Origin of the sequence: Brevundimonas sp. MYb52 (assembly GCF_002979535.1) — a bacterium.
GTDB lineage: Bacteria > Pseudomonadota > Alphaproteobacteria > Caulobacterales > Caulobacteraceae > Brevundimonas.
In genome coordinates this window covers 348,726-369,129 of record NZ_PCPB01000002.1, presented here as the reverse complement: position 1 = coordinate 369,129, position 20,404 = coordinate 348,726, and the positions used below count along the sequence as shown (strand labels likewise).

Annotated in this window: 21 protein-coding genes; 10 read left to right on the top strand and 11 right to left on the bottom strand. The window is 68.1% G+C overall.

What is annotated here, in order from left to right:
* Positions 1-89: 89 nt before the first annotated feature.
* From CQ039_RS16805 to CQ039_RS05190, 5 genes are all read right to left on the bottom strand, one after another.
* On the bottom strand, positions 90-1,604 hold the full coding sequence (locus CQ039_RS16805) for a copper resistance protein B (protein WP_233190211.1): 1,515 nt from the start codon (positions 1,602-1,604) through the stop codon (positions 90-92).
* On the bottom strand, positions 1,601-3,376 hold the full coding sequence (locus CQ039_RS05205; protein WP_105563376.1) for a copper resistance system multicopper oxidase: 1,776 nt from the start codon (positions 3,374-3,376) through the stop codon (positions 1,601-1,603). The genes CQ039_RS16805 and CQ039_RS05205 overlap by 4 nt, the downstream gene beginning before the upstream one ends.
* A gap of 153 nt (positions 3,377-3,529) precedes the next feature.
* On the bottom strand, positions 3,530-4,093 hold the full coding sequence (locus tag CQ039_RS05200) for an RNA polymerase sigma factor (RefSeq protein WP_105563377.1): 564 nt from the start codon (positions 4,091-4,093) through the stop codon (positions 3,530-3,532).
* 7 nt (positions 4,094-4,100) lie between these two features.
* On the bottom strand, positions 4,101-4,541 hold the full coding sequence (locus CQ039_RS05195) for a Spy/CpxP family protein refolding chaperone (RefSeq protein ID WP_105563378.1): 441 nt from the start codon (positions 4,539-4,541) through the stop codon (positions 4,101-4,103).
* Positions 4,538-4,819 carry a hypothetical protein gene (locus CQ039_RS05190; protein ID WP_105563379.1) on the bottom strand — a complete coding sequence of 94 codons (282 nt, stop codon included), beginning with the start codon at positions 4,817-4,819 and terminating at the stop codon, positions 4,538-4,540. Before CQ039_RS05190 ends, CQ039_RS05195 begins: the two co-directional genes overlap by 4 nt.
* A gap of 141 nt (positions 4,820-4,960) precedes the next feature.
* Here CQ039_RS05190 and CQ039_RS05185 point away from each other — a divergent pair, with 141 nt between their 5' ends.
* Positions 4,961-5,692, top strand: coding sequence for a PepSY domain-containing protein (locus tag CQ039_RS05185; RefSeq protein ID WP_105563474.1), 732 nt, complete (start codon positions 4,961-4,963; stop codon positions 5,690-5,692).
* Positions 5,693-5,700: 8 nt separating this feature from the next.
* Here the strand turns inward: CQ039_RS05185 and copD are convergent, their stop codons facing one another.
* Together copD and copC are read right to left on the bottom strand one after the other, a co-directional pair.
* Positions 5,701-6,585, bottom strand: coding sequence for a copper homeostasis membrane protein CopD (copD, locus tag CQ039_RS05180; RefSeq protein WP_233191904.1), 885 nt, complete (start codon positions 6,583-6,585; stop codon positions 5,701-5,703).
* Between the two features lie 17 nt (positions 6,586-6,602).
* Positions 6,603-6,962, bottom strand: coding sequence for a copper homeostasis periplasmic binding protein CopC (copC, locus tag CQ039_RS05175; RefSeq protein ID WP_105563381.1), 360 nt, complete (start codon positions 6,960-6,962; stop codon positions 6,603-6,605).
* Positions 6,963-7,098: 136 nt separating this feature from the next.
* Here copC and CQ039_RS05170 point away from each other — a divergent pair, with 136 nt between their 5' ends.
* Genes CQ039_RS05170 through CQ039_RS05155 form a run of 4 tightly spaced genes read left to right on the top strand, consistent with a single transcriptional unit; the run spans position 7,099 to position 10,698 of the window.
* Complete coding sequence (locus CQ039_RS05170) at positions 7,099-9,597, top strand: heavy metal translocating P-type ATPase (protein WP_105563382.1); 2,499 nt, start codon at positions 7,099-7,101, stop codon at positions 9,595-9,597.
* Positions 9,594-10,013, top strand: a complete 420-nt coding sequence (cueR, locus tag CQ039_RS05165; protein ID WP_105563383.1) for a Cu(I)-responsive transcriptional regulator — start codon at positions 9,594-9,596, stop codon at positions 10,011-10,013. Before CQ039_RS05170 ends, cueR begins: the two co-directional genes overlap by 4 nt.
* Positions 10,010-10,207 (top strand): heavy-metal-associated domain-containing protein, encoded by a 198-nt coding sequence (locus tag CQ039_RS05160; protein WP_105563384.1) that lies wholly within the window; start codon positions 10,010-10,012, stop codon positions 10,205-10,207. Before cueR ends, CQ039_RS05160 begins: the two co-directional genes overlap by 4 nt.
* 2 nt (positions 10,208-10,209) lie before the next feature.
* Positions 10,210-10,698, top strand: coding sequence for a DUF411 domain-containing protein (locus CQ039_RS05155; protein ID WP_105563385.1), 489 nt, complete (start codon positions 10,210-10,212; stop codon positions 10,696-10,698).
* A 260-nt stretch (positions 10,699-10,958) separates the two neighbouring features.
* On the opposite strand, the gene CQ039_RS05150 is transcribed toward CQ039_RS05155, so the two are convergent.
* The 3 genes from CQ039_RS05150 to tpiA form a co-directional block, all read right to left on the bottom strand.
* Positions 10,959-12,611: a CTP synthase gene (locus tag CQ039_RS05150; protein WP_105563386.1), complete on the bottom strand. Its 1,653-nt coding sequence runs from the start codon at positions 12,609-12,611 to the stop codon at positions 10,959-10,961.
* Between the two features lie 121 nt (positions 12,612-12,732).
* Positions 12,733-13,146 carry a preprotein translocase subunit SecG gene (gene secG, locus CQ039_RS05145; RefSeq protein WP_369831543.1) on the bottom strand — a complete coding sequence of 138 codons (414 nt, stop codon included), beginning with the start codon at positions 13,144-13,146 and terminating at the stop codon, positions 12,733-12,735.
* Positions 13,147-13,251: 105 nt separating this feature from the next.
* A complete protein-coding gene (gene tpiA, locus CQ039_RS05140; RefSeq protein WP_105563388.1) occupies positions 13,252-14,001 on the bottom strand; it encodes a triose-phosphate isomerase in 750 nt (249 codons plus the stop codon).
* Between the two features lie 132 nt (positions 14,002-14,133).
* Between tpiA and CQ039_RS05135 the strand changes: the two genes are divergently transcribed.
* Entirely contained in the window at positions 14,134-16,068 is a 1,935-nt protein-coding gene (locus CQ039_RS05135) for a peptidylprolyl isomerase (RefSeq protein ID WP_105563389.1), read from the top strand.
* Positions 16,065-17,606 (top strand): anthranilate synthase component I, encoded by a 1,542-nt coding sequence (gene trpE, locus CQ039_RS05130; protein WP_105563390.1) that lies wholly within the window; start codon positions 16,065-16,067, stop codon positions 17,604-17,606. Before CQ039_RS05135 ends, trpE begins: the two co-directional genes overlap by 4 nt.
* Here the strand turns inward: trpE and CQ039_RS05125 are convergent.
* Positions 17,603-17,791 (bottom strand): hypothetical protein, encoded by a 189-nt coding sequence (locus CQ039_RS05125; RefSeq protein ID WP_105563391.1) that lies wholly within the window; start codon positions 17,789-17,791, stop codon positions 17,603-17,605. The genes trpE and CQ039_RS05125 overlap by 4 nt on opposite strands.
* A 109-nt stretch (positions 17,792-17,900) precedes the next feature.
* Here CQ039_RS05125 and CQ039_RS05120 point away from each other — a divergent pair, with 109 nt between their 5' ends.
* The 3 genes from CQ039_RS05120 to trpC are packed head-to-tail and all read left to right on the top strand — an operon-like array spanning position 17,901 to position 20,327.
* Complete coding sequence (locus CQ039_RS05120) at positions 17,901-18,491, top strand: aminodeoxychorismate/anthranilate synthase component II (RefSeq protein WP_105563392.1); 591 nt, start codon at positions 17,901-17,903, stop codon at positions 18,489-18,491.
* A 4-nt stretch (positions 18,492-18,495) separates the two neighbouring features.
* Positions 18,496-19,533, top strand: coding sequence for an anthranilate phosphoribosyltransferase (trpD, locus tag CQ039_RS05115; protein WP_105563393.1), 1,038 nt, complete (start codon positions 18,496-18,498; stop codon positions 19,531-19,533).
* On the top strand, positions 19,530-20,327 hold the full coding sequence (gene trpC / locus CQ039_RS05110) for an indole-3-glycerol phosphate synthase TrpC (protein ID WP_105563394.1): 798 nt from the start codon (positions 19,530-19,532) through the stop codon (positions 20,325-20,327). Before trpD ends, trpC begins: the two co-directional genes overlap by 4 nt.
* The last annotated feature ends 77 nt before the right edge of the window (positions 20,328-20,404 follow it).

Sequence of the window (20,404 nt, the reverse complement as noted above, 5' to 3'; positions counted from 1 at the left end):
CAGCACCTTCGCAGCATCCATCTCGCAATCGGAGACAGTGAAAGGGCTGCGGCCGATTAAGCCGCCCGCCGCACGTTCATGCCATCACATCAAAACCAGGCCTTGATCCCGACCACGAAGCGCGTCGCGTCCGCGTCGTCGCCGCGCGCCTTGGCGTAGTCGGCGGTGTCGCCGAACGAACGGCTCCACTCGACCCCGACATAGGGCGCGAACTCCTTGCGGATTTCGTAGCGCAGACGCAGCCCCGCCGTGACCGAGGTCAGGCCCGACCCGATCTCCAGCTCGGGGATATCGCTGGCCGAGAAGGCGACTTCGACGGCCGGTTGCAGGATCCATTTCTGGGTGATGCGCTGGTCGTATTCGGCCTCGGCACGGGCGGTCAGATCGCCCTCGGTCGAGAGGAAGGCGGCCGCGCTCATCTCGAACCAGTAGGGCGCCACGCCCTGCACCCCGACGGTCAGGTGGGTGGTGTCGTAGCCATCAGGACGGAAGTCCTGTCGAACGCCCGCCTGCACGTCCCAGAAGGGGGCGACGGCGCGGCTGTAGAGGGCCTGAACCTCGGCGTCGTGCAGCTTGCCGTCGAAGGCGCCCTCCCCTTCAGTCTTCCACCAGAAGCGGTTGATGTCGCCGCCGGTCCAGCCCTGGGCGTTCCAGCTGTAGCCTTCTTCGCCGTCGCTGAAGCCGGCCTCGATGGCGTCAATCAGCACCGCCGTCGTCCGCACGTCGCCGTTCTCGACCAGAAGCTGCTTCCTCGACGCCGCCATGACGGCGGGGTCGAACAGCAGGTCCGCCGCATGAGCCGGCGCGGCGCGGGCCGCGGCGGGCGGCGGCGTTTCGACCATGCGCCCGCCGACGGCGTCCACGCTGGTCGGGATATTGGGCGCGCCGCCGGTCATGGCCGACATGTCATGCCTGGCGTGGGGATCAGCGGCGGGCGTCTGGTCCATCTTGTGATCCGCGTGAGGATCATTAGCCGGCGTCTGGATCGGCGCCGTCTGCATCCCGCTCATATCGTGACCGGCGTGCGGGTCAGCCGTTGCCGCCGGAGTCGCACCCATATTGTGACCGGCATGAGGGTCAGCAGCGGGCGCCGTGGCTGGAGCCATCCCGCTCATGTCATGGCCAGCATGGGGATCAGCCGACGAGGCGCCGGGTATGGCGCAGTCATGGGCCGCGCCGCCCTCGGCGCATTTCGGGCAGGTGCAGGTCTTGTCCGTCGTTTGAGGCGCCGTGGCCGGAGCCATGTTGTGACCGGCATGAGGATCAGCCGCCGGCGTCTGTGCCGGGGCCATTCGCATCCCGCCCATGTCATGACCGGCGTGGGGGTCGGCCGCGGCCGCCGGAGCGGCGCCCATGGTGTGACCAGCATGAGGGTCGGCGGCGGGCGTCTGGACCGGCGGCGCGACGCGCTGGGGCTGAGGCGCGGCGGCGCGCGGCTTGGGCTTGGGCGTCGGCCGGGCTTGCGGCGGACGCGCTTGAGAAGGGCGGGCGGGTGCAGCGTGGGCGCCGTGACCGGCATGGCCCCCGTGGCTCTGAGCGACGGCGGACCCGGCGGCCAGCATCAGGGGCAGAACCGCGACGGCGGCGAACAGGGCGCGGCTCATCGGGCGGCTCCTTCCAGCGGACGAACCGTGACGACGTTGAACATCCCCGCGTGCATATGCATCAGCAGATGGCAGTGGAAGGCCCAGTCGCCCGGCGCATTGGCCGTCAGGTCGAAGGTCACTTTCGAACCCGGGGCGACGTTGACTGTGTGCTTCAACGGTTGATGGCCGTCGTGGCCGTTGACCAGCTCGAAGAAGTGGCCGTGCAGGTGGATGGGGTGGGCCATCATGGTGTCGTTGACCAGGGTGACGCGCACCCGCTCGTTCAACTCGAAGCGGATGGGTTCGACCAACTCCGAGAACTTGCGACCGTCAAAGCCCCACATGAACCGCTCCATATTGCCGGTCAGGTGGATTTCCATCGAACGCGACGGCGCGCGGGTGTCGGTGTTCGGCGTCAGCGAGCGCAGGTCGGTATAGACCAGCACCCGGTGGTCGACATCCTGAAGCCCCTGTGGTCGCTCGCCCAGGCGGTTGGCCGGCGCGGGCGCGATGGCGTCCACCCCGACCCCGACCGCCATGTCGGCGGGGGCGTTGTTCGGGTCGCGCATGCTCATGCCGCTGTGGTCCATCGGCGCGGCGGCGGCTCCGGCGGCGGCGCCATGACCCATCGCAGCGTGGTCCATACCGGCCATCGCGCCATGGTCCATGCCGCCCATGCCCATGTCCTTCATGGTCAGGTTCGGTACCTTGCGCAGGGGCGGCACCTCCGCGGTCATGCCCATGCGCGGGGTCAGGGTGGCGCGACCCATGCCCGAGCGGTCGATAGCTTCGGACACGATGGTGTAGGCGCGGTCCTCGGTGGGGCGAACGATGACGTCATAGGTCTCGGCCACCGAGATCTGGAACTCGTCGACCTCGACCGGGCGCACGTGCTCGCCGTCGGCCTGAACCACGGTCATGGCCAGGCCGGGGATGCGGACGTTGAAGATCGACATGGCCGAGGCGTTGATGACGCGCAGACGCACCCGCTCGCCAGGCCGGAACAAACCGGTCCAGTTCTCCTCCGGACCGTGGCCGTTGATCAGATAGGTATAGGTCGTGCCGTTGACGTCCAGGATGTCGCGCGGATCCATCCGCATCCCGCCCCAGATCCGGCGCTCTTCCAGGTTCAGGCGATCCGAACCATCCAGCAAGCCCGCCAGCGTCGTCTTCTGCATGTTGAAGTAGCCGGGGCTCTTCTTCAGCTTGGCCAGGATTTCGTGCGGATGCATGAAGCTCCAGTCCGACAGAACCAGAACATGCTCGCGGTCATAGCCGACCGGGTCGACGCCCGCCGGGTCGATGACGATGGGGCCATAGTGGCCCATGGCCTCCTGCAGGCCCGAATGGCTGTGATACCAGTAGGTGCCCGACTGCTTGATCGGGAACTCATAGACAAAGGTCTCGCGCGGCTTGATGCCGGGGAAGCTGACGCCCGGCACGCCGTCCATCTGGAAGGGCAGCAGCAGGCCATGCCAGTGGATCGAGGTGTCCTCGTCCAGGGTATTGGTCACCGACAGGCGCACGTTCTGCCCCTCGCGCATCCGCAACAGGGGCGCAGGCAGCAGGCCGTTGACGGTGAAGGCGTGGCCGGTGCGGCCCCCGACGGTGAAGTTCGAATGCCCCACGCTCAGGTCGATGTTCGGCCCCGTCAGGGTCGGCAGATCGGCGCGCAAGCCCGGCGATCCGGTTTGGGCCCAGGCGGGCAGCAGGCCCTGCAGGCCAAGCATGCCGCCCCCCAGGGCGGCGCCGCGCAGCAGAGTTCGACGGTCCAGAGATGTCAGCGCCATGAAGTCAGGTCTCGATAAGATGGCGCCTGCCGAAAGCGAGGCGCGTAAGGGGTCTGACTGGGCTTACGCGAGAAACGGCGTCGCCCCTCAAACCTGCCTTGCGTCAGGGCGCCGCAGCATGGGCCCAAGTCGGGTGCACGACCAGTCTGCGTATCAGTCGTGACGTTGCGACAGGGCCATATTCAGCTTCTGGCGGGCGCGGGCGATACGCGTCTCCACCGCCTTGGGCGTTATCCCTAGCATCTCGGCGATTTCAGCATGTGAGCGCCCTTCCAGCGAGGCCAGCAGCAGCGGCGCCTTCAGCTTGTCCGGCAGGTCGGCCAGAGCGCGATCTAGCTCAGCCATGCGCCGCCGGTCATCCAGCCCAGCTTCGGGCCCCGGTTCGTCCATACCCACCGCCATGGCCTCGGGCGCATCGAGCCCCATGGCCCCACGGATGAAGCGCCGGACAGTGCGCTTTCGCCCCCAGTCACGACACTTGTTGACGGCGATAACTCGCAGCCAGGCCGTAAACGGGCGCGCCGGATCATAGCGCCGGATCGCCAGCCAGGCTGAGGCATAGGTTTCCTGCAGCAGGTCGTGCGCCTCTTCGGCGTCCCCGACATAGCGACGGATAAAGCGATAGAGGTCCCCCATGGTGGCGGACATGAGGGCGGAAAAGGCGACGCGATCGCCCCGCGTCGCGCGCGCTTCATCCGTATCGCCCTCAACCGTCACCTCGATCTTACCGAGACTCTTGCGTAAGGGCGCCGGCGATTTCCGCGTCAAAGACCCGCGCCTGCTCGGGCGTCAGCACCGAACGCATTTCAAAGACGTGGGCGATAGTGGCCTTCTGCAGCGCGCCCATGGCGTCGTGGAAGTGATCGACAGCCGCGCGAACTTCGGGGCTGTCGCCCTTGCTGGCGGCAATAGCCTGGGCCAGCTCGCGGTTGGCGGCGCGAACGTCGGCCTCCAGCGCCGGGCGGCGGGCGGCGAAGCGGGCTTCGATCTGGTCCAGCCGAACGTCCTGGTCGGCGCTCAGGTCCAGTTTGCGGTGCACGATCTCGTGCAGGCCTGGCGCTTCATGCTGCTTCATCATCCAGCCGGCGCCCAGCCAGGCGCCCGCGACGCTTGCCAAAGCGGCCAGAACGACCGTGACGACGATCGACTTCCAGTTCGCGATCATCCGCCGACCTCAAAGTTGGCCATCGGCGACAGACCCGCCGAGACGCTGAATATCTGAATGTCCGATGGGCGCGGTTTGATGACCTGACCCAGAACACCGCCGTTAGCCATGCCGACCAGCAGAGCCATAGCCGTCACGGCCAGACGAACTTGCCCCATGCGGCGCTGCGACTGACGCTGTTCGATCCGTTGCCACACGCCGCCTTCCAGATCCGCCAGACGCGCCGTGTCCTCGGCGAAGAGCGGCGCCGCCAGCCTGTCCTCGATATTGTCCGTCATTCTCAACCATCCTCGCGACCCCGCCTGTAATACGCACGCTGACGCCCTTCCCCTTGAAAGCGCATGAGGGCGCGCACGTCGATAGGCGTATAGATCTGAAACGGCCTCATGGGCCGCGACGCCTTGAGCTTGGGGGAAGCGATGAAGGTCCTGCGTTATTCGACCCAGATCCACAAATGGGTCGGCCTAGTGGTGGGCATACAGGTGCTGTTCTGGGTCGGGGGCGGCCTGGTCATGACCGCCATTCCGATCGAGACCGTGCGCAGCGAGCACCGTATCAAGACGCCGCCGCCCATCGCCCTGCCATTGGATCGCGCCCTGCCGCTGGCAGAGGTCGCGCGCCTGTCCGGCGTATCGCCGATGCGGGCCGAACTTAAGACTACCCAACGCGGCCCCGCCTGGGTGCTGACCTCCACAGACGGCAAGCCGGTCGTCCTCGCCGCAGACACGGGGCGACCGTTCGGCGCCATGACAGCGAGCGAGGCTTCGCATCTGGCCGTCGCGGCCTATAGGGGCCAAGCCGCGCCCTCGCCGGCGGTCCTGCTGGATCAGGCCCCCAAGGAGACCGGACGCGACGGCCCCCTATGGCGCGTCGACTTCCACGACGCGGAACGGACGACTTTCTACTTGTCGCCGGAGACCGGCGAGGTGGTCACTCGGCGCTCGGGCGTCTGGCGCATCTATGACTTCTTCTGGCGGCTGCACATTCTGGATTTCAAGACTGGCGAGAACTTCAACCATCCGACCCTGGTCGCCATCACCGCCCTGACCCTCGGCGTGGCGATCACCGGCATCATCCTTCTGTGGATCAAGCTGTCGCGAGACTGGAAGGTCCATCGGGCGACACGCCGCAAGCTGGCGCAAAAGGCCTAAAGCCGCGATCAGAGGGATGCCGGCGGCGCCAGCATCCCCATCGCTCCAACCAGGGCCAGGATCAGAAGCCCCAGCACCAGTTCTGCGCCAAGGCTGAGGCGCAGGCCGCCCCGACCGCCCTGCCCGCGTTCCAGCGCCGGGGCCGAGCGAAACCGGTGCAGCGCCGCCAGACCCAGCATGGCCGCAAAGGCCGCCAACTTGACCGCCAGCAGGCGGCCATAGGGCGTCTCGGTCAGGCTGAAGATCCGCTCGATCCCGACCAGATAGGCGCTGTTGATCAGTCCGGTGACCAGCAGCACGGCGACACAGATCGTCCCCACCCGCGCAAAGCCGCCCAGCACCGTCGCCAGTTCGGCCTTGGACGCCGCATCCCCGGCGATCCGTCGCGAGGCCATGACCACAAAGGCGGAGACGGCCCCCAGCCAGACCAAGGCGGCGACGGCGTGGGCGATGTCAGAGGCCAGGTGCAGGTCATGGCCCGGCCCCTCGGTCGCCGCGCCGTGACCGGTCCAGGCGAAGCTGGCGGCGACGATCAGGCCGAGAACCGCCGCGACCGACCACAGACCTCGCCCCGGACGCAAAGCCAGAACCGCCAGCAACAGCAACAGGCTGGCTCCGATCCGCGCCGCATAGGCCGCGCCCAGGGCCGTGCCGCCGACGACAAAGCCCAGGGCCTCGGGATTCAGCGCCTGATCCAGCGCCCCGGCCATCACCCCCGTCTGCAAGGCCAGGGCCGCCGTCGCCAGCAGCGCCAGCACCGCCGCGCTCCAGCCCAGGGCCGGACGCGCCCAGCGAGGCGGTCGCCCCCCGAAGACGCGACCGCCGTACAGCATGAAGGCGGGCAGCCCCAGGGCCACGGCGGCCGCGGCGTACTGGGCCGCCCGCAGCCCCATCAGCCACGCCTCCATGCTCAGCGCACCGTGAAGGGAACGGCGCCGGTCATGCGGTGGCCGTCGCTGGAGGCCAGTCGCCAGTTGATCACATAGGCGCCCGCCGCCAGCGGTCGGGCCACGGGCGCGCTCAGCGTCTTGCCGTCCTCGCTGACCGTGGTCCGCACCGGGATCTTCACGCCCGCCGCATTGACCACCTCGAAGGTCGAAAAGGCCGGGGCCATCTTCTCGCTGAAGGTCAGGCTGAGGACGCGCGGCGAGGCCGAGCTTGATCCGGCGACGGGGGTCGAGCTGACCAGACGCGCATGGGCGGCCGCAACGGACGGCAGCATCAGGGCCGCAGTGACAGCCACGGCGGGTAGAAGACGAAACAGGGTCATGAGGGGCTCCAAGGAAAATCAGGTCTCCAAACGCCTACGCGCCGCCCCGTTCCGCCCCTCGCAAAAGGGCTGTTGACCTTACCATGATGGGAAGGTTTAGAAGGTTCAGGCTGTAAATGACGAAAGGCTCCCGCCCATGTCCGACGCCTCCCTGAAAGTCCTCGATCTGCCGGTCCTCGGCATGACCTGCGCCAGCTGTGTCGGTCGGGTCGAGAAGGCCGTGCGCGCCGTGCCCGGCGTGGCCGAGGCCAACGTCAACCTGGCGGCCGAGCGCGCCCATGTGGTTCTGAACGCTGACGGAAACCCCGCCGCCATCGCCGCCGCCATCCGCACCGCCGGCTACGAGCCGATGGAGGAAGAGGTCGTCTATCCGGTCCGCGAGATGACCTGCGCCAGCTGCGTCGGTCGCGTGGAAAAGGCCCTGGCCGCCGTGCCGGGCGTGCTGAGCGCCAGCGTCAACCTGGCCACCGAACGCGCCACAGTCCGCTTCCTCTCGGGCGCCGTATCCTTCCGCAACCTGGCCGCCGCCGTGCAGCAGGCGGGCTATGTGCTGGAGCAGCCGGAACAGGCCGGCCTCGACGCCGCCGACCGCGAACAGGCCGCCCGCGCCGCCGACATCCGCAACCTGGGCCGCGCCGTCCTGATCGCGGGCGCCGCCACCCTGCCCCTGTTCGTGCTGGAGATGGGCTCGCACTTCATCCCCGGCATGCACCACTGGCTGGAACAGACCATAGGGACGCAGAACTGGCGGCTGATCAGCTTCGTCCTCGCCAGCTTCGTCCTGTTCGTCCCCGGCCTGATCTTCTTCCGCAAGGGCGTGCCGGCCCTGCTACGCCGCGCGCCGGACATGAACTCGCTGGTGGTGCTGGGGGCCAGCGCGGCCTGGGCCTTCTCGACGGTCGCGACCTTCGCCCCCGCCCTGCTGCCCGCCGGCACGGCCAACGTCTATTTCGAGGCGGCGGCGGTCATAGTCACCCTGATCCTGGTCGGCCGCTGGATCGAGGCCCGCGCCAAGGGTCAGACCAGCCAGGCCATCCGCCGCCTGATGTCAATGCAGGCCAAGACCGCCCGCGTCGTGCGCGACGGCGTCGAACAGGACGTGTCGATCGACACCGTCCAGGCCGGCGACATCATCGTGGTGCGCCCCGGCGAGCGTGTCCCCGTCGACGGCGTGGTGACCGAGGGCTCCTCCTACATCGACGAGTCCATGCTGACCGGCGAACCCATCCCGGTCGAAAAGAGCGCGGGCGCCAAGGTCGTCGGCGGCACCCTGAACACCACGGGCGCCTTCCGCTTCGAGGCGCAGCAGGTCGGCGCCGAAACCGTCCTGGCCCAGATCGTCCGCATGGTCGAAACCGCCCAGGGCGCCAAGCTGCCCATTCAGGCCCTGGTCGATCGCATCACCGGCTGGTTCGTGCCGGTCGTCATGGGCGTGGCCGTCCTGACCTTCGCCGTCTGGTATCTGTTCGCGCCCGATCCGGCCCTGGGCATGGCCCTGGTCGCCGCCGTCTCGGTGCTGATCATCGCCTGCCCCTGCGCCATGGGTCTGGCGACGCCGACCTCGATCATGGTCGGCGTGGGCCGCGCCGCCGAGCTGGGCGTCCTGTTCCGCAAGGGCGAGGCCCTTCAGGCCCTGCAAGGGGTCGAGGTCATCGCCTTCGACAAGACCGGCACGCTGACCGCCGGCCGCCCCGAGCTGACCGACCTGAGCGTCGCCGACGGCTTCGAGGAGGCCGAGGTTCTGGCCCTGGTCGCCGCCGTCGAGGGCCAGTCCGAACACCCCGTGGCCCGCGCCCTGGTCGAAGCCGCCTCTGCGCGCGGCCTGAGCGTCGCCCGCCCCGAGGCCTTCGATTCCGTGCCCGGCAAGGGCGTGGCGGGCGTGGTCTCGGGCCGCCGCATCGCGGTCGGCGCTGACCGCTACATGGCCGAGCTGGGCCACGACGTCGCCGTCTTCGCCGAGGCCGCCGCCCGTCTGGGCGACGAGGGCAAGACGCCGCTCTACGCCGCCATCGACGGAAAACTCGCCGCCGTCATCGCCGTGGCTGACCCCATCAAACCGACCACCGCCGCCGCCATCCAGGCCATGCACGGCCTGGGGCTGAAGGTGGCCATGATCACCGGCGACAACCGCCGCACCGCCGCCGCCGTCGCCCGCCTTCTGGGCATCGACGAGGTCCACGCCGAGGTCATGCCCGACGGCAAGGTCGCCGCCATCAACGCCCTGAAGGCTGGCGGCCGCCGCGTCGCCTTCGTCGGCGACGGGGTCAACGACGCGCCCGCGCTCGCCTCCGCCGATGTCGGCCTGGCGGTCGGCGGCGGCGCCGACGTGGCCATCGAAAGCGCCGACGTGGTCCTGACCGGCGGCGACCTGCGCGGCGCCGTCAGCGCCATCGGCCTGTCGCGCGCCACCATGAGCAATATCCGCCAGAACCTGGCCTGGGCCTTTGGCTACAATGTCCTGCTGATCCCGGTCGCCGCGGGCGTCCTCTATCCCGCCTTCGGCTACATGCTGTCGCCCATGCTGGCGGCGGGGGCCATGGCCCTGTCCAGCGTCAGCGTGGTGTTGAACGCTCTGCGCCTGCGCGCCTTCAAACCCCAGGTCGCCAAACCCCAAATTGAAGGAGCCGCCCAATGAACATCGGCAAGGCCTCCGCAGCCACCGGCGTCACCGCCAAGATGATCCGATACTACGAATCCGTCGGCCTGATCCGGCCGTCCGAGCGGACCGAGAGCAACTATCGCGACTTCAACGAGCGCGACCTGAACGACCTGCGCTTCATCCGCCGTGCGCGGGGTCTGGGCTTCTCGGTCGATGAGATCACCCGCCTTCTATCCCTGTGGCGCGACCGCAACCGGCCCAGCCGCGAGGTCAAGGCCCTGGCCGAGAAACACGTCGCCGACCTCGACGCCCGCATCGCCGAAATGCAGGCCATGGCCGATACGCTGCGCAATCTGTCGCATTGCTGCGCCGGCGACGACCGGCCCGACTGTCCCATCCTGTCCGACCTGGCGGGTTCGCCCGCCGCCGCTTCTGAAGGAGCTCCCCAATGATCGTCCTGACCATCCCCAAGATCCGCTGCGAAGGCTGCGTCGCCTCCGTCGAAAAGGCCATCCATTCAGTGGACGCCACCGCCGCCATCAAGGCCGACATTGAGGCCCGCCGCGTCGAGGTGACGACCGACGCCGACCGTCAGGCTCTGCTGGCCGCGCTGGACGCCGCCGGCTATCCGGCCGAGGCCGCCTGACCATGAACAAGATGAAGATCGCCACCCTCGCCTTCGGCGCCGCCCTCCTCGGCGGCGCGGGTTTCCTGCTGAACGGCCTGCCCACCGTGGCCCAGGCCTCAGACATGACCGTCTACAAGAGCGATTCCTGCGGCTGCTGCGGCGGTTGGGTCGAACATATGCGCAAGGCCGGCTACGCCATCACCGTCGTTCCCACCGACGACCTGGCCCCGGTCAAGGTCCGCCTCGGCGTGCCGCAATCCCTCTGGGCCTGCCACACCGCCGTCGTCGACGGCAAGGTGATCGAGGGCCACGTCCCCGCCGCCGCCGTCGACGCCTTCCTCAAGGCGCCGGGCGCTTCACGCGGGATCGGCGTCGGCGGCATGCCGACCGGCTCGCCCGGCATGGAGGCCCCTGGCTACGCCCCCGAACGCTATGACGTCATGCGCTTCGGTGCGGGTCAGCCTGCCCGCTTCATGACCTTCGAGGGCGCGACCCCGGTTCGTCCTTAAGGTTTGAAACTAGAAAAGCCCTGGCGGAGCGCATCCGCCAGGGCTTTTGAATTCAGGCTAGATGGAAGAGGCGCGCTACAACCCTGGCCACAGCCCCCGCCGCGCCAAGGCTCGCGATCATTCCAAGGATCAGCACGACCTTGAAATGCCGATGCAGGAAATAGAGGATTTCACCCGCCATCTGCGTTCACCCAATGATTGCGACCCATAATGGCACAACACTGGATGAACGCTGCAACAACCGTGCGTGAACAGTCGCCCTAGACGAGGCGGCTTTGCACCAGGGCGGCGCCGATAAAGCTGGCGAAGAGCGGGTGCGGCTTGAACGGGCGGCTCTTCAGTTCCGGGTGGTACTGAACGCCGATAAACCACGGGTGGTCCGGGCGCTCGACCGTCTCGGGCAGGACTCCGTCAGGCGACAGACCGGCGAAGACCAGGCCCGCCTTCTGCTCGATCGCCTCGCGATAGTTGATGTTCACCTCGTAGCGGTGACGGTGACGCTCGCTGATCTCGGTCGAGCCATAGATCTCGGCGATCTTGGACCCGGCGATCAGCGTCGAGTCATAGGCGCCCAGGCGCATGGTGCCGCCCAGGTCCCCGCCCTGCTGGCGCAGAACGCGCTGGTTGCCTTGCGTCCACTCGGTCATCAGGCCGACCACGGGTTCGTCCGCCGGGCCGAACTCGGTCGAGGTCGCCTTGGGGAAGCCCGCCAGGTTCCGCGCCGCCTCGATCACCGCCATCTGCATGCCGAAGCAGATGCCGAAGTAGGGAATTTTGCGCTCGCGGGCGAAGCGCGCCGCCTCGATCTTGCCTTCGGCCCCGCGTTCGCCGAAGCCGCCTGGGACCAGAACTGCATGGGCGCCCGCCAGGCGGGTCTCGCAGGCCTCAGGATCGCCTTCGAAGGTGTCAGCCTCGACCCAGTCGATATTGACCTTGACGTTGTTGGCCACGCCGCCGTGGTGCAGGGCCTCGATCAGGGACTTATAGGCGTCCTTGAGCACAGTGTACTTGCCGACGACGGCGATGGTGACTTCGCCATCCGGGTGCAGGCGGCGACGCACGATCTCTTCCCAGCCGGTCAGGTCGGGCTGGGGGGCGTCGATGATGCCGAAGTGAGCCAGGACTTCGCTGTCCAGCCCTTCGCGGTGATAGTCCAGCGGCACGGCGTAGATGTCGGCCGAGTCCATCGCCTGGATCACGCCGCTCTCGCGCACGTTGCAGAACTGGCCGATCTTGCGCTTTTCCTCAGCCGGGATCGGCTGCTCGCAACGGCACAGCAGGATGTCAGGCTGGATGCCGATGGAGCGCAGTTCCTTGACCGAGTGCTGCGTCGGCTTGGTCTTCATCTCGCCGGCCGTCTTGATGAACGGCAGCAGCGTCAGGTGGACGAAGCAGGACTGGCCGCGCGGCAGGTCCTGGCCCAGTTGGCGGATGGCCTCGAAGAAGGGCAGGCCCTCGATGTCGCCGACGGTGCCGCCGATCTCGACCAGGACGAAGTCCACGTCCTCGCCGTCATCGGTCTTGGCGGGGCTGAGACAGAACTGTTTGATCTGGTCCGTGACGTGCGGAATCACCTGAACGGTCGCGCCCAGATAGTCGCCGCGACGTTCCTTCTCCAGGATGGTCGAATAGATGCGACCGGTCGTGACGTTGTCCGACTTGGCGGCCGAGACGCCGGTAAAGCGCTCATAGTGGCCCAGATCGAGGTCGGTCTCTGCGCCGTCGTCGGTCACGAAGACCTCGCCGTGCTGATAGGGGCTCATCGTCCCCGGATCGACGTTCAGATAAGGGTCCAGCTTGCGCAGACGGACCTTATAACCTCGTGCCTGCAAAAGAGCGCCGAGAGCGGCGGAGGCGAGGCCTTTTCCTAGCGAGGAAACCACGCCGCCGGTGATGAACACATAGCGAGCCATGGGCGGACACCTTACTCCATGATTCGCGGCGGGAGCATGGCCCGACGCAAAACAACTGTTGAACAAAAGAAGAAAGCGCGCCCTGCGGCGCGCTTTCGGGGATTTCGTAGCTGTCGGCGGCTTACTGCGCCGGCGCGGGGGTCGGAGCCGGTGCGGAAGCGGCCGGGAGGCTGGCTTCCAGATCATCCAGCGACGGTGCGACCGGAGCGGCCGGCGTCGGAGCCGCAGGTTCGGCCGGAGCCGTCTGTTGCTCATTGCCCACCGCGATGGCACCCACGGCGTCCGCGTCGATCACCGAACGCGAACCGCGAGCAAAGTTGCCCGCGATGGTCAGGCTGATGGCGCAGACGAAGAAGGCGATCGCCAAGATCGACGTGGCGCGCGTCAGCAGATTGCCCGCGCCGCGCGCGGTCATGAAGCCCGACGGGCCCCCGCCCATGCCCAGGGCGCCGCCCTCAGAGCGTTGCAGCAGGATCACGGCCGTCAGGGCGACCGAGATCAGGATCATGGCGACGAGCAAGATGGTCTGGAGCATGGTGTCAATCATGTGGGCGCGCAGATGCGCCGATCAAGCGGCGGCGTCTAACACCGATGCGGGACCGGGGCAAACGCCGAACGAACTGTGGCTAGAAATCCTCGCCTAGGCGGCGCGGATAATGCCGAGGAAATCCTCAGCCTTCAGCGAGGCGCCGCCGACCAGGGCCCCGCCGACCTCGGCCACGGCCAGGATTTCCGCCGCGTTCGACGGCTTGACCGAACCGCCATAGAGGATCGGCGCGACGCGACCGCCCTCGCCCAGCCTGGCGACCATGGCTGCGCGCACGGCGGCGTGGACTTCCTCGATCTGTTCCAGCGTCGGCGTCAGGCCGGTGCCTATGGCCCAGACCGGCTCATAGGCGACGGCGAAGACCTTGCCCGCCAGCGACGAGGGCAGCGAACCGGCCACCTGACGGCTGACGACCGCGACCGCCTGCCCGGCTTCGCGCTCAGCCAGGGTTTCACCGATGCAGATGATGGGCTCCAGTCCAGCCGCCAGCGCGGCCTCGACCTTGGCGGCGACGTCGGCGTCGGTCTCGCCGAAACCGGCACGACGTTCCGAGTGGCCGAGAATCACCAGGGTCGCCCCGGCGTCGGTCAGCATGGGGGCGGACACCGACCCGGTGAAAGCGCCCGAATCCTCGGCGTGGCAGTCCTGACCGCCCAGTTCGACGGGGGCGCCGACCACGACACCCGCCATGCGGTCGAGCAGCGTCGCGGGCGGGCACAGGGCCACACGACAGGCCGCAGCCTGTTCCTGCAAGGCTTTCGCCAGAATTTCCGCCTCGCCCAGGCTCGCGCCCAGGCCGTTCATTTTCCAATTGCCGGCGACCAGCTTCACAGATTGTTTCATGCGGCCTGTTTAGGCGCCGTTGTCGTGGAAGCCAAGATGTTGAGGCGCGTCCGCTTGCGGCGCCCTAGGGACTGCCCCTATACGCGACCGTGGCGCCCCTTTGACGCCGGCCCTCGTCAGGTTCTTGTCTCGATGATCACGCTGTTCCGCAACTTCTCCAAGTCGAAATGGGCTGCGGGCCTGTTCGCCTTGATCATCCTTAGCTTCCTGATCGTAGGCGGCTCGCAAACCGATGTCTTCTCCAGCTTCGGCCCGAAGCATGTGATTGACGCCGGTGAGCGCAGCGTCGATGGCCCCCGCTTCCGCGCCGATTTCGAGCGCGTTCGCGCCAACCTGCAGGAGCAGGCAGGCCGCCCCGTGTCGTTCGACGACATGGTCAAGGAGAACATCCACACCCAGTATCTGGACAGCCAGACGCAGCGTCTGGGCTTCCTGGCCTGGGCCTGGAACGCCGGCATCCGCCCTGGCAAGGAACTGGTGCTGAAGCAGATTCGCCAGATCCCCGCCTTCTTCAACCAGGTGTCGGGCCAGTTCGATCAGGACCGCTATGAGCAAGCCCTGGCCGAGCAAGGCATGACGTCGGAAATGCTGGAGCAGGACCTGCGCGACCAATACGTCGCCAGCCAGTTCGGCGCCGCCGTCTTCGCCGGCGCGCGCGTCCCGCGCATTTACGGCGCCCTGCTCGCCGGGCAGGCCCTGGAAACGCGCGATGGTCGTTGGTTCACCGTGACCCAGGCCATGGCCGGTTCCGCTCCCGCCCCCACCGATGCTCAACTGACCGCATTCCTGAACGAGAACGCCGCTCAACTGCGCCGCCCTGAATTCCGCATGATCTCGATCGCGCTGTTCAACCCGGCCCCGAACAGCCAGGCCGCGCCGATCACCGAGGAGCGCATTCGCGAACGCTTCGAGTTCCGCAAGGCCGCTCTGATCAATCCGGAAAAGCGCACCTTCGTGACGCTGACCGTCCCGACCAAGGCCGCCGCTGACCGCGTCGTGGCGGAACTGCGCGCCGGCAAGACCCCGACCGAAGTCGCCGCCGCCAACAAGATCGAAGCCGCCGCCTATAATGACACGCCGCAAAGCGCCCTGGGCGACCCCGCCGTCGGCGCTGCCGTCTTCGGCCTGTCCGCCAACCAGGTCTCGAACCCGATCCAGAGCCGCGTCGGCTTTACGGTCGCCAAGGTGACAGGCGTCACCGCCGGCGCCCCCGCCACCCTGGAAAGCGTCCGCAGCGCCCTGATCGACGAACTGCGCGCCGAAGACGTGAAGGGCGCGACCTACGCCAAGGTCGAACAGTACGAAAAGGCTCGTCAGGACGGCAAGAACATGGCCGACGCCGCTCAGGCCGTCGGCGCTCGCCTGGTGCAGCTGCCGCCATTCACCGCTGACGGTCGTCTGCCGGATGGTCAACCGCTGAACGCTCCGCGCCAGATCTTCGAGTCGGCCTACGCCCTCTCCAAGGGTGGCGAGAGCGACATCATCGATGCCGGCGAAGGCCAGTATTTCGCGGTCCGCGTCGATGACATTCGTCCGGCCTCCCTGCCGACCCTGGCCGAAGTCCGCGCGCCCCTGGCCCAGCAATGGACCTTGCGTGAAAACGCCCGCCGTCTATCCGCCAAGGCTGAAGAACTGGCCGGTCGTATTCGCGCCGGCGAGGACATCGCCAAAGTGGCCGCTTCGGCGGGCGCTCAACTGTCGACCCGCGCCGGCGTTCAGCAGAGCCAGGCCAGCCAGACCGAACTGGGCGAAGGCGTCCTGCGCGGCCTGTTCGGCCAAGGCAAGGGTCAGGTCTTCACCGGCGCCCAGTCGGCCAACAGCTTCGTGGTCGGCCATGTCGACGCCATCCACGCCGCCGTCCCGGCTCTGGCCGCCCCGCTGGTCGAACAGGTTCGTCCGCGCCTGACCCAAGCGATGGCCAACGCCATGGTCGAGCAAAGCTTCAATGCCGCCGCGGCGCGCGTGAAGGCCAAGAACGACCCGGCCGCCGCCATCCTCGCCCTGGGCATCGAAGCCCCGGCCGCTGCTCCTGCGGCTCCGGCCGCCCCTGCGCCCGCCAAGAAATGAGCGCAGGCGTCGGACAGGAAGCTGAACGCGCTGCGTTTGTCTCAGGCCTGACTTCAGGCCGCCCTCAGGTCGTCGTTCGCCGATTGATCGACGACCTGGAGACGCCCGTCTCGGCCTTCCTCAAGGTCGGACACGGGCGTCCCTACGCCAGCCTGCTGGAGTCGGTCGAAGGCGGCGCAGTCAACGGCCGCTATTCGATCGTCACCCTGGCCCCCGACGTTGTCTGGCGCTGCCGCGACGGCAAGGCCGAGATGGCGCGGGGCGAGGCCGTTCTGGCCGACCGCTTCACCGCCGAAGACCGGCCCGCGCTGGACTCCCTGCGCGCCCTGATCGCCGCCACCAAGTTCGACCTGCCCGACGACCTGCCGCCCATGGCCGCCGGCCTTTTCGGCGTCTTCGGCTACGACATGGTGCGTCTGCTGGAGCCGCTGGGCCCGGCCAATCCCGATCCGCTGAACCTGCCCGACGCCGTCATGGCGCGGCCGTCGCTGGTCGCCATCTTCGATTCGGTGAAGCACGAGATCGTCCTGATCGCCGCCGCCTATCCCGACAGCGGCGCGGACGCGGACACAGCTTTCTCGGCCGCCATCGCGCGCCTCGACGAGTTCGAGGACCGCCTGCGCAGCCCGCTGCCGATCCAGCGGGAGGCCGAGCCGGTCCCCGCGCCCGATTTCCACACCCCCGTCGACGCTGATGGCTTCGACGCCATGGTCGCCAAGGCCAAGGACTACATCACCGCCGGCGACATCTTCCAGGTCGTCTTGGCCCACCGCTTCTCGGCGCCGTGGAGCCAGGACCCGTTCGCGTTTTACCGGTCGCTGCGTCGCGGCAACCCGTCGCCCTATCTCTTCTTCCTCGACTACGTCGATTTCCAGCTGGCCGGCTCCAGCCCCGAAATCCTTGTCCGACTGAAGGACGGTCGGGTCACCATCCGCCCCCTGGCTGGCACCCGTCCGCGCGGCGCCACGCCCGAACTGGATCAGGCGCTGGAAGCCGAACTGCTGGCCGATCCCAAGGAACGCGCCGAGCACCTGATGCTTCTGGACCTGGGCCGCAACGACGTGGGCCGTGTCTCCTCGCCCGGCTCGGTCGAGGTCACGGAAAGCTTCGTCGTCGAGCGCTACAGCCAGGTCATGCACATCGTCTCCAACGTGCACGGCGCCGCTGATCCCAAGCTGGACGCGGTGGACACGCTTCTGGCCGCCCTGCCCGCCGGCACCCTGTCAGGCGCGCCCAAGGTGCGGGCCATGGAGATCATCGACGAACTGGAGACCGAGAAGCGCGGCGTCGGCTATGGCGGCGGCGTGGGCTATATCTCGGCCAATGGCGAGGCGGACATCTGCATCGTCCTGCGCACCGCCATGTTCGCCCAGAACAAGATCTTCGTTCAGGCCGGCGCCGGCGTCGTCGCCGACAGCGACCCTGCAGCCGAATACGCCGAAACCCTGGCCAAGGCCCGCGCCCCGATGAAGGCGGCCGAGGACGCGTGGCGTTTCAACGCAACGACTCGCGGCCAGGGCGCCGACGGCAAGATCTAAGGATTGGAAACCGTGGAACCCTGGTCGAACGACACGCCGGGGCCCACGACCATGGTCCCCGCCAGCAGCACCGCCGCCGTTGCGGCGAAGGCCGCCGCCGCCAGCAGGCGCAGCGGCTTGGGTTGTTCGATGGCCGGCGGGTTCAGCAGGGCCTGGGCGTCGCGGATAGCTTCTAAGCGGGTCAAGACGGATTTCTTCCGATGGCGATGCTCCTGTATCGCGCGGACAGCTTAACGTCCGCTTTCAATCCGCCTTCGCTTGGCGCGTCGTCCCTCCCGTCCTAAGAACCCTGTCATGATCCTCGTCGTCGATAACTACGACAGCTTTACCTACAACCTCGTCCACTACCTCGCGGAGTTGGGCGCCCAGACGCACGTCGTCCGCAACGATGACCTGACGGTGGACGAAGCCTGGGCGCTGAAGCCCGAGGCCGTGCTGCTGTCGCCCGGTCCCTGCGCCCCCGATCAGGCCGGCATCTGCCTGCCCATCCTGAAGACCGCGCCGCTGGATATGCCCATCTTCGGCGTCTGCCTGGGCCATCAGGCCATTGGTCAGGCCTTTGGCGGCGAGGTGATCCGCGCCAAGACCCTGATGCACGGCAAGACCTCGCCGATCGAGCATGAGGGCCGCAGCCTGTTCAAGGGCCTCCCCTCGCCCTTCACCGCCACCCGCTATCACTCCCTGGCCGTGCGCCGAGAGACCCTGCCGGACGAGCTGGAAGTCACCGCCTGGACCGCCGATGGCGAGATCATGGGCCTGGCCCACCGCACTCGGCCGATCCACGGCGTGCAGTTCCACCCGGAATCCATCGCCACCGAGCACGGCCACGCCATGATCGCCAACTTCCTCGATCTGGCGGGCGTCAAACGACTGGCGACGGTCTGACGCCATGGACGGTTTCAAGCCTCTGCTGGGCAAGCTGGTGGACGGGCGCGTCCTGACGCCGGATGAAGCCCACGCCTTCTTCTCCGCCTGCCTGCGCGGCGAGCCCACCCCGTCACAGGTCGCCGCCGCTGTCACCGCCCTGCGCATCCGCGGTGAGACGGTGGACGAGATCGTCGCCTTCGCCACCGCCATGCGCGAGGCGGCCTTGTCGCTGGAGCACCCCTTTGACGAGGTGATCGACACCTGCGGCACCGGCGGCGACGGCCAGCACACCTATAATGTCTCGACGGCGGCCGCCTTCGTCCTGGCGGCCGCGGGGCTCAAGGTCGCCAAACACGGCAACCGCGCCATCAGCTCCAAATCCGGCTCCTCCGACGTGCTGGCCGCGCTGGGCGTCAACCTGGACGCCACCATCCCGCAACAGGCCCGCGCCCTGGATCAAGCCGGCATCGCCTTCCTGTTCGCCCCCACCTACCACGGGGCCATGCGCCACGTCGGCCCGGTGCGCGCCGAGATCGGTTTCCGCACGGTTTTCAACCTTCTGGGACCGCTTTGTAATCCAGCGCACGCAAACCGACAGGTCATGGGCGTCTATGATCCCGCCCTGCTGGAGCCTCTAGCCGAGGTCCTGGGCCGCCTCGGCGCCCGTCGCGCCTGGACCGTCCATGGTCAGGGGCTGGACGAGCTGACCACCACAGGTTCGACCGAGGTAGCCGAGTGGAAGGACGGCGCCGTCCGCCGCTTCACCGTCACCCCCGCCGACGCCGGACTGCCTCTGGCCACGCTGGACGACCTGCGCGGCGGCGACGCCGAGCATAATGCGGCGGCGCTGAAGGCCCTGCTGGCCGGTGAACGCAGCCCCTATCGCGACATCGTCGTGCTGAACGCCGCCGCCGCCCTGGTCGTGGCCGACCGCGCCGCCGACCTGCGTCAAGGCGCCGAATTGGCCGCCGCCGTCATCGACGACGGTCGCGCCGCCCGCGCGCTGGAAACCCTGGTGCGCGTCACCAACACCCCTATCGATCCTGACGAGGCTGCATGACCGACGTTCTGGCGAAGATCGCCGCCTACAAGCGCGACGACGTGGCCGCCCGCAAGCTCGCCACCCCCCAGAACGCCATCGAGGCCCTCGCCCGCGAAGCCTCGCCCCCGCGCGGCTTCCGCGCCGCGCTGGAACGGGTCGCAGAGGAAACCGGCCGCCCCGCCCTGATCGCCGAGATCAAGAAGGCCAGCCCGTCCAAGGGCCTGATCCGCGCCGACTTCGACCCGCCCGCGCTCGCCAAAGCCTATGAGCGCGGCGGCGCCACCTGCCTGTCCGTCCTGACCGACGGCCCCAGCTTCCAGGGCGACGACGCCTTCCTGGCCGCCGCCCGCGACGCGGTCGCCCTGCCCTGTCTGCGCAAGGACTTCCTGGTCGATCCCTGGCAGGTGGCCGAGAGCCGCGCCCTGGGCGCCGACTGCATCCTCATCATCCTGGCCATGGTGGACGACGCCCTGGCCGCCGACCTGCTGGCCGAGGCCGAGCGATTCGGAATGGACGCCCTGATCGAGACCCACGACGAGGCCGAGATGGCCCGCGCCTGCAAGCTCGGCGGCGATCTGGTCGGGGTGAACAACCGCTCCTTGCGCACCTTCGAGGTCGACCTCGACGCCACCGAACGCCTGTCCATGCTCAGCCCGGTCAAGGCCCTGCTCGTCGCCGAAAGCGGCATCTTCACCGCCGATGATGTCCAGCGCGTCGCCGACGCCCACGCCCAGGCCATCCTCGTCGGCGAAAGCCTGATGCGTCAGGATGACGTGGAAGCGGCGACGAAGGCCCTGCTGTCGCTGGGCTAATGTCGGATATCGGCTAAGCAGGAAGTGTGGGCTTCCGACCCGTTACTGTCATTGCCCGCCCGCCATCCTCGCTGGTG

Coding starts and splice junctions, on each gene's coding strand:
- CQ039_RS16805 (WP_233190211.1), bottom strand. CDS start 1,604: ATGAGCCGCGCCCTGTTCGCCGCCGTCGCGGTTCTGCCCCTGATGCTG.
- CQ039_RS05205 (WP_105563376.1), bottom strand. CDS start 3,376: ATGGCGCTGACATCTCTGGACCGTCGAACTCTGCTGCGCGGCGCCGCC.
- CQ039_RS05195 (WP_105563378.1), bottom strand. CDS start 4,541: ATGATCGCGAACTGGAAGTCGATCGTCGTCACGGTCGTTCTGGCCGCT.
- CQ039_RS05190 (WP_105563379.1), bottom strand. CDS start 4,819: ATGACGGACAATATCGAGGACAGGCTGGCGGCGCCGCTCTTCGCCGAG.
- CQ039_RS05185 (WP_105563474.1), top strand. CDS start 4,961: ATGAAGGTCCTGCGTTATTCGACCCAGATCCACAAATGGGTCGGCCTA.
- copD (WP_233191904.1), bottom strand. CDS start 6,585: ATGGGGCTGCGGGCGGCCCAGTACGCCGCGGCCGCCGTGGCCCTGGGG.
- copC (WP_105563381.1), bottom strand. CDS start 6,962: ATGACCCTGTTTCGTCTTCTACCCGCCGTGGCTGTCACTGCGGCCCTG.
- CQ039_RS05170 (WP_105563382.1), top strand. CDS start 7,099: ATGTCCGACGCCTCCCTGAAAGTCCTCGATCTGCCGGTCCTCGGCATG.
- cueR (WP_105563383.1), top strand. CDS start 9,594: ATGAACATCGGCAAGGCCTCCGCAGCCACCGGCGTCACCGCCAAGATG.
- CQ039_RS05160 (WP_105563384.1), top strand. CDS start 10,010: ATGATCGTCCTGACCATCCCCAAGATCCGCTGCGAAGGCTGCGTCGCC.
- CQ039_RS05155 (WP_105563385.1), top strand. CDS start 10,210: ATGAACAAGATGAAGATCGCCACCCTCGCCTTCGGCGCCGCCCTCCTC.
- CQ039_RS05150 (WP_105563386.1), bottom strand. CDS start 12,611: ATGGCTCGCTATGTGTTCATCACCGGCGGCGTGGTTTCCTCGCTAGGA.
- secG (WP_369831543.1), bottom strand. CDS start 13,146: ATGCTCCAGACCATCTTGCTCGTCGCCATGATCCTGATCTCGGTCGCC.
- tpiA (WP_105563388.1), bottom strand. CDS start 14,001: ATGAAACAATCTGTGAAGCTGGTCGCCGGCAATTGGAAAATGAACGGC.
- CQ039_RS05135 (WP_105563389.1), top strand. CDS start 14,134: ATGATCACGCTGTTCCGCAACTTCTCCAAGTCGAAATGGGCTGCGGGC.
- trpE (WP_105563390.1), top strand. CDS start 16,065: ATGAGCGCAGGCGTCGGACAGGAAGCTGAACGCGCTGCGTTTGTCTCA.
- CQ039_RS05120 (WP_105563392.1), top strand. CDS start 17,901: ATGATCCTCGTCGTCGATAACTACGACAGCTTTACCTACAACCTCGTC.
- trpD (WP_105563393.1), top strand. CDS start 18,496: ATGGACGGTTTCAAGCCTCTGCTGGGCAAGCTGGTGGACGGGCGCGTC.
- trpC (WP_105563394.1), top strand. CDS start 19,530: ATGACCGACGTTCTGGCGAAGATCGCCGCCTACAAGCGCGACGACGTG.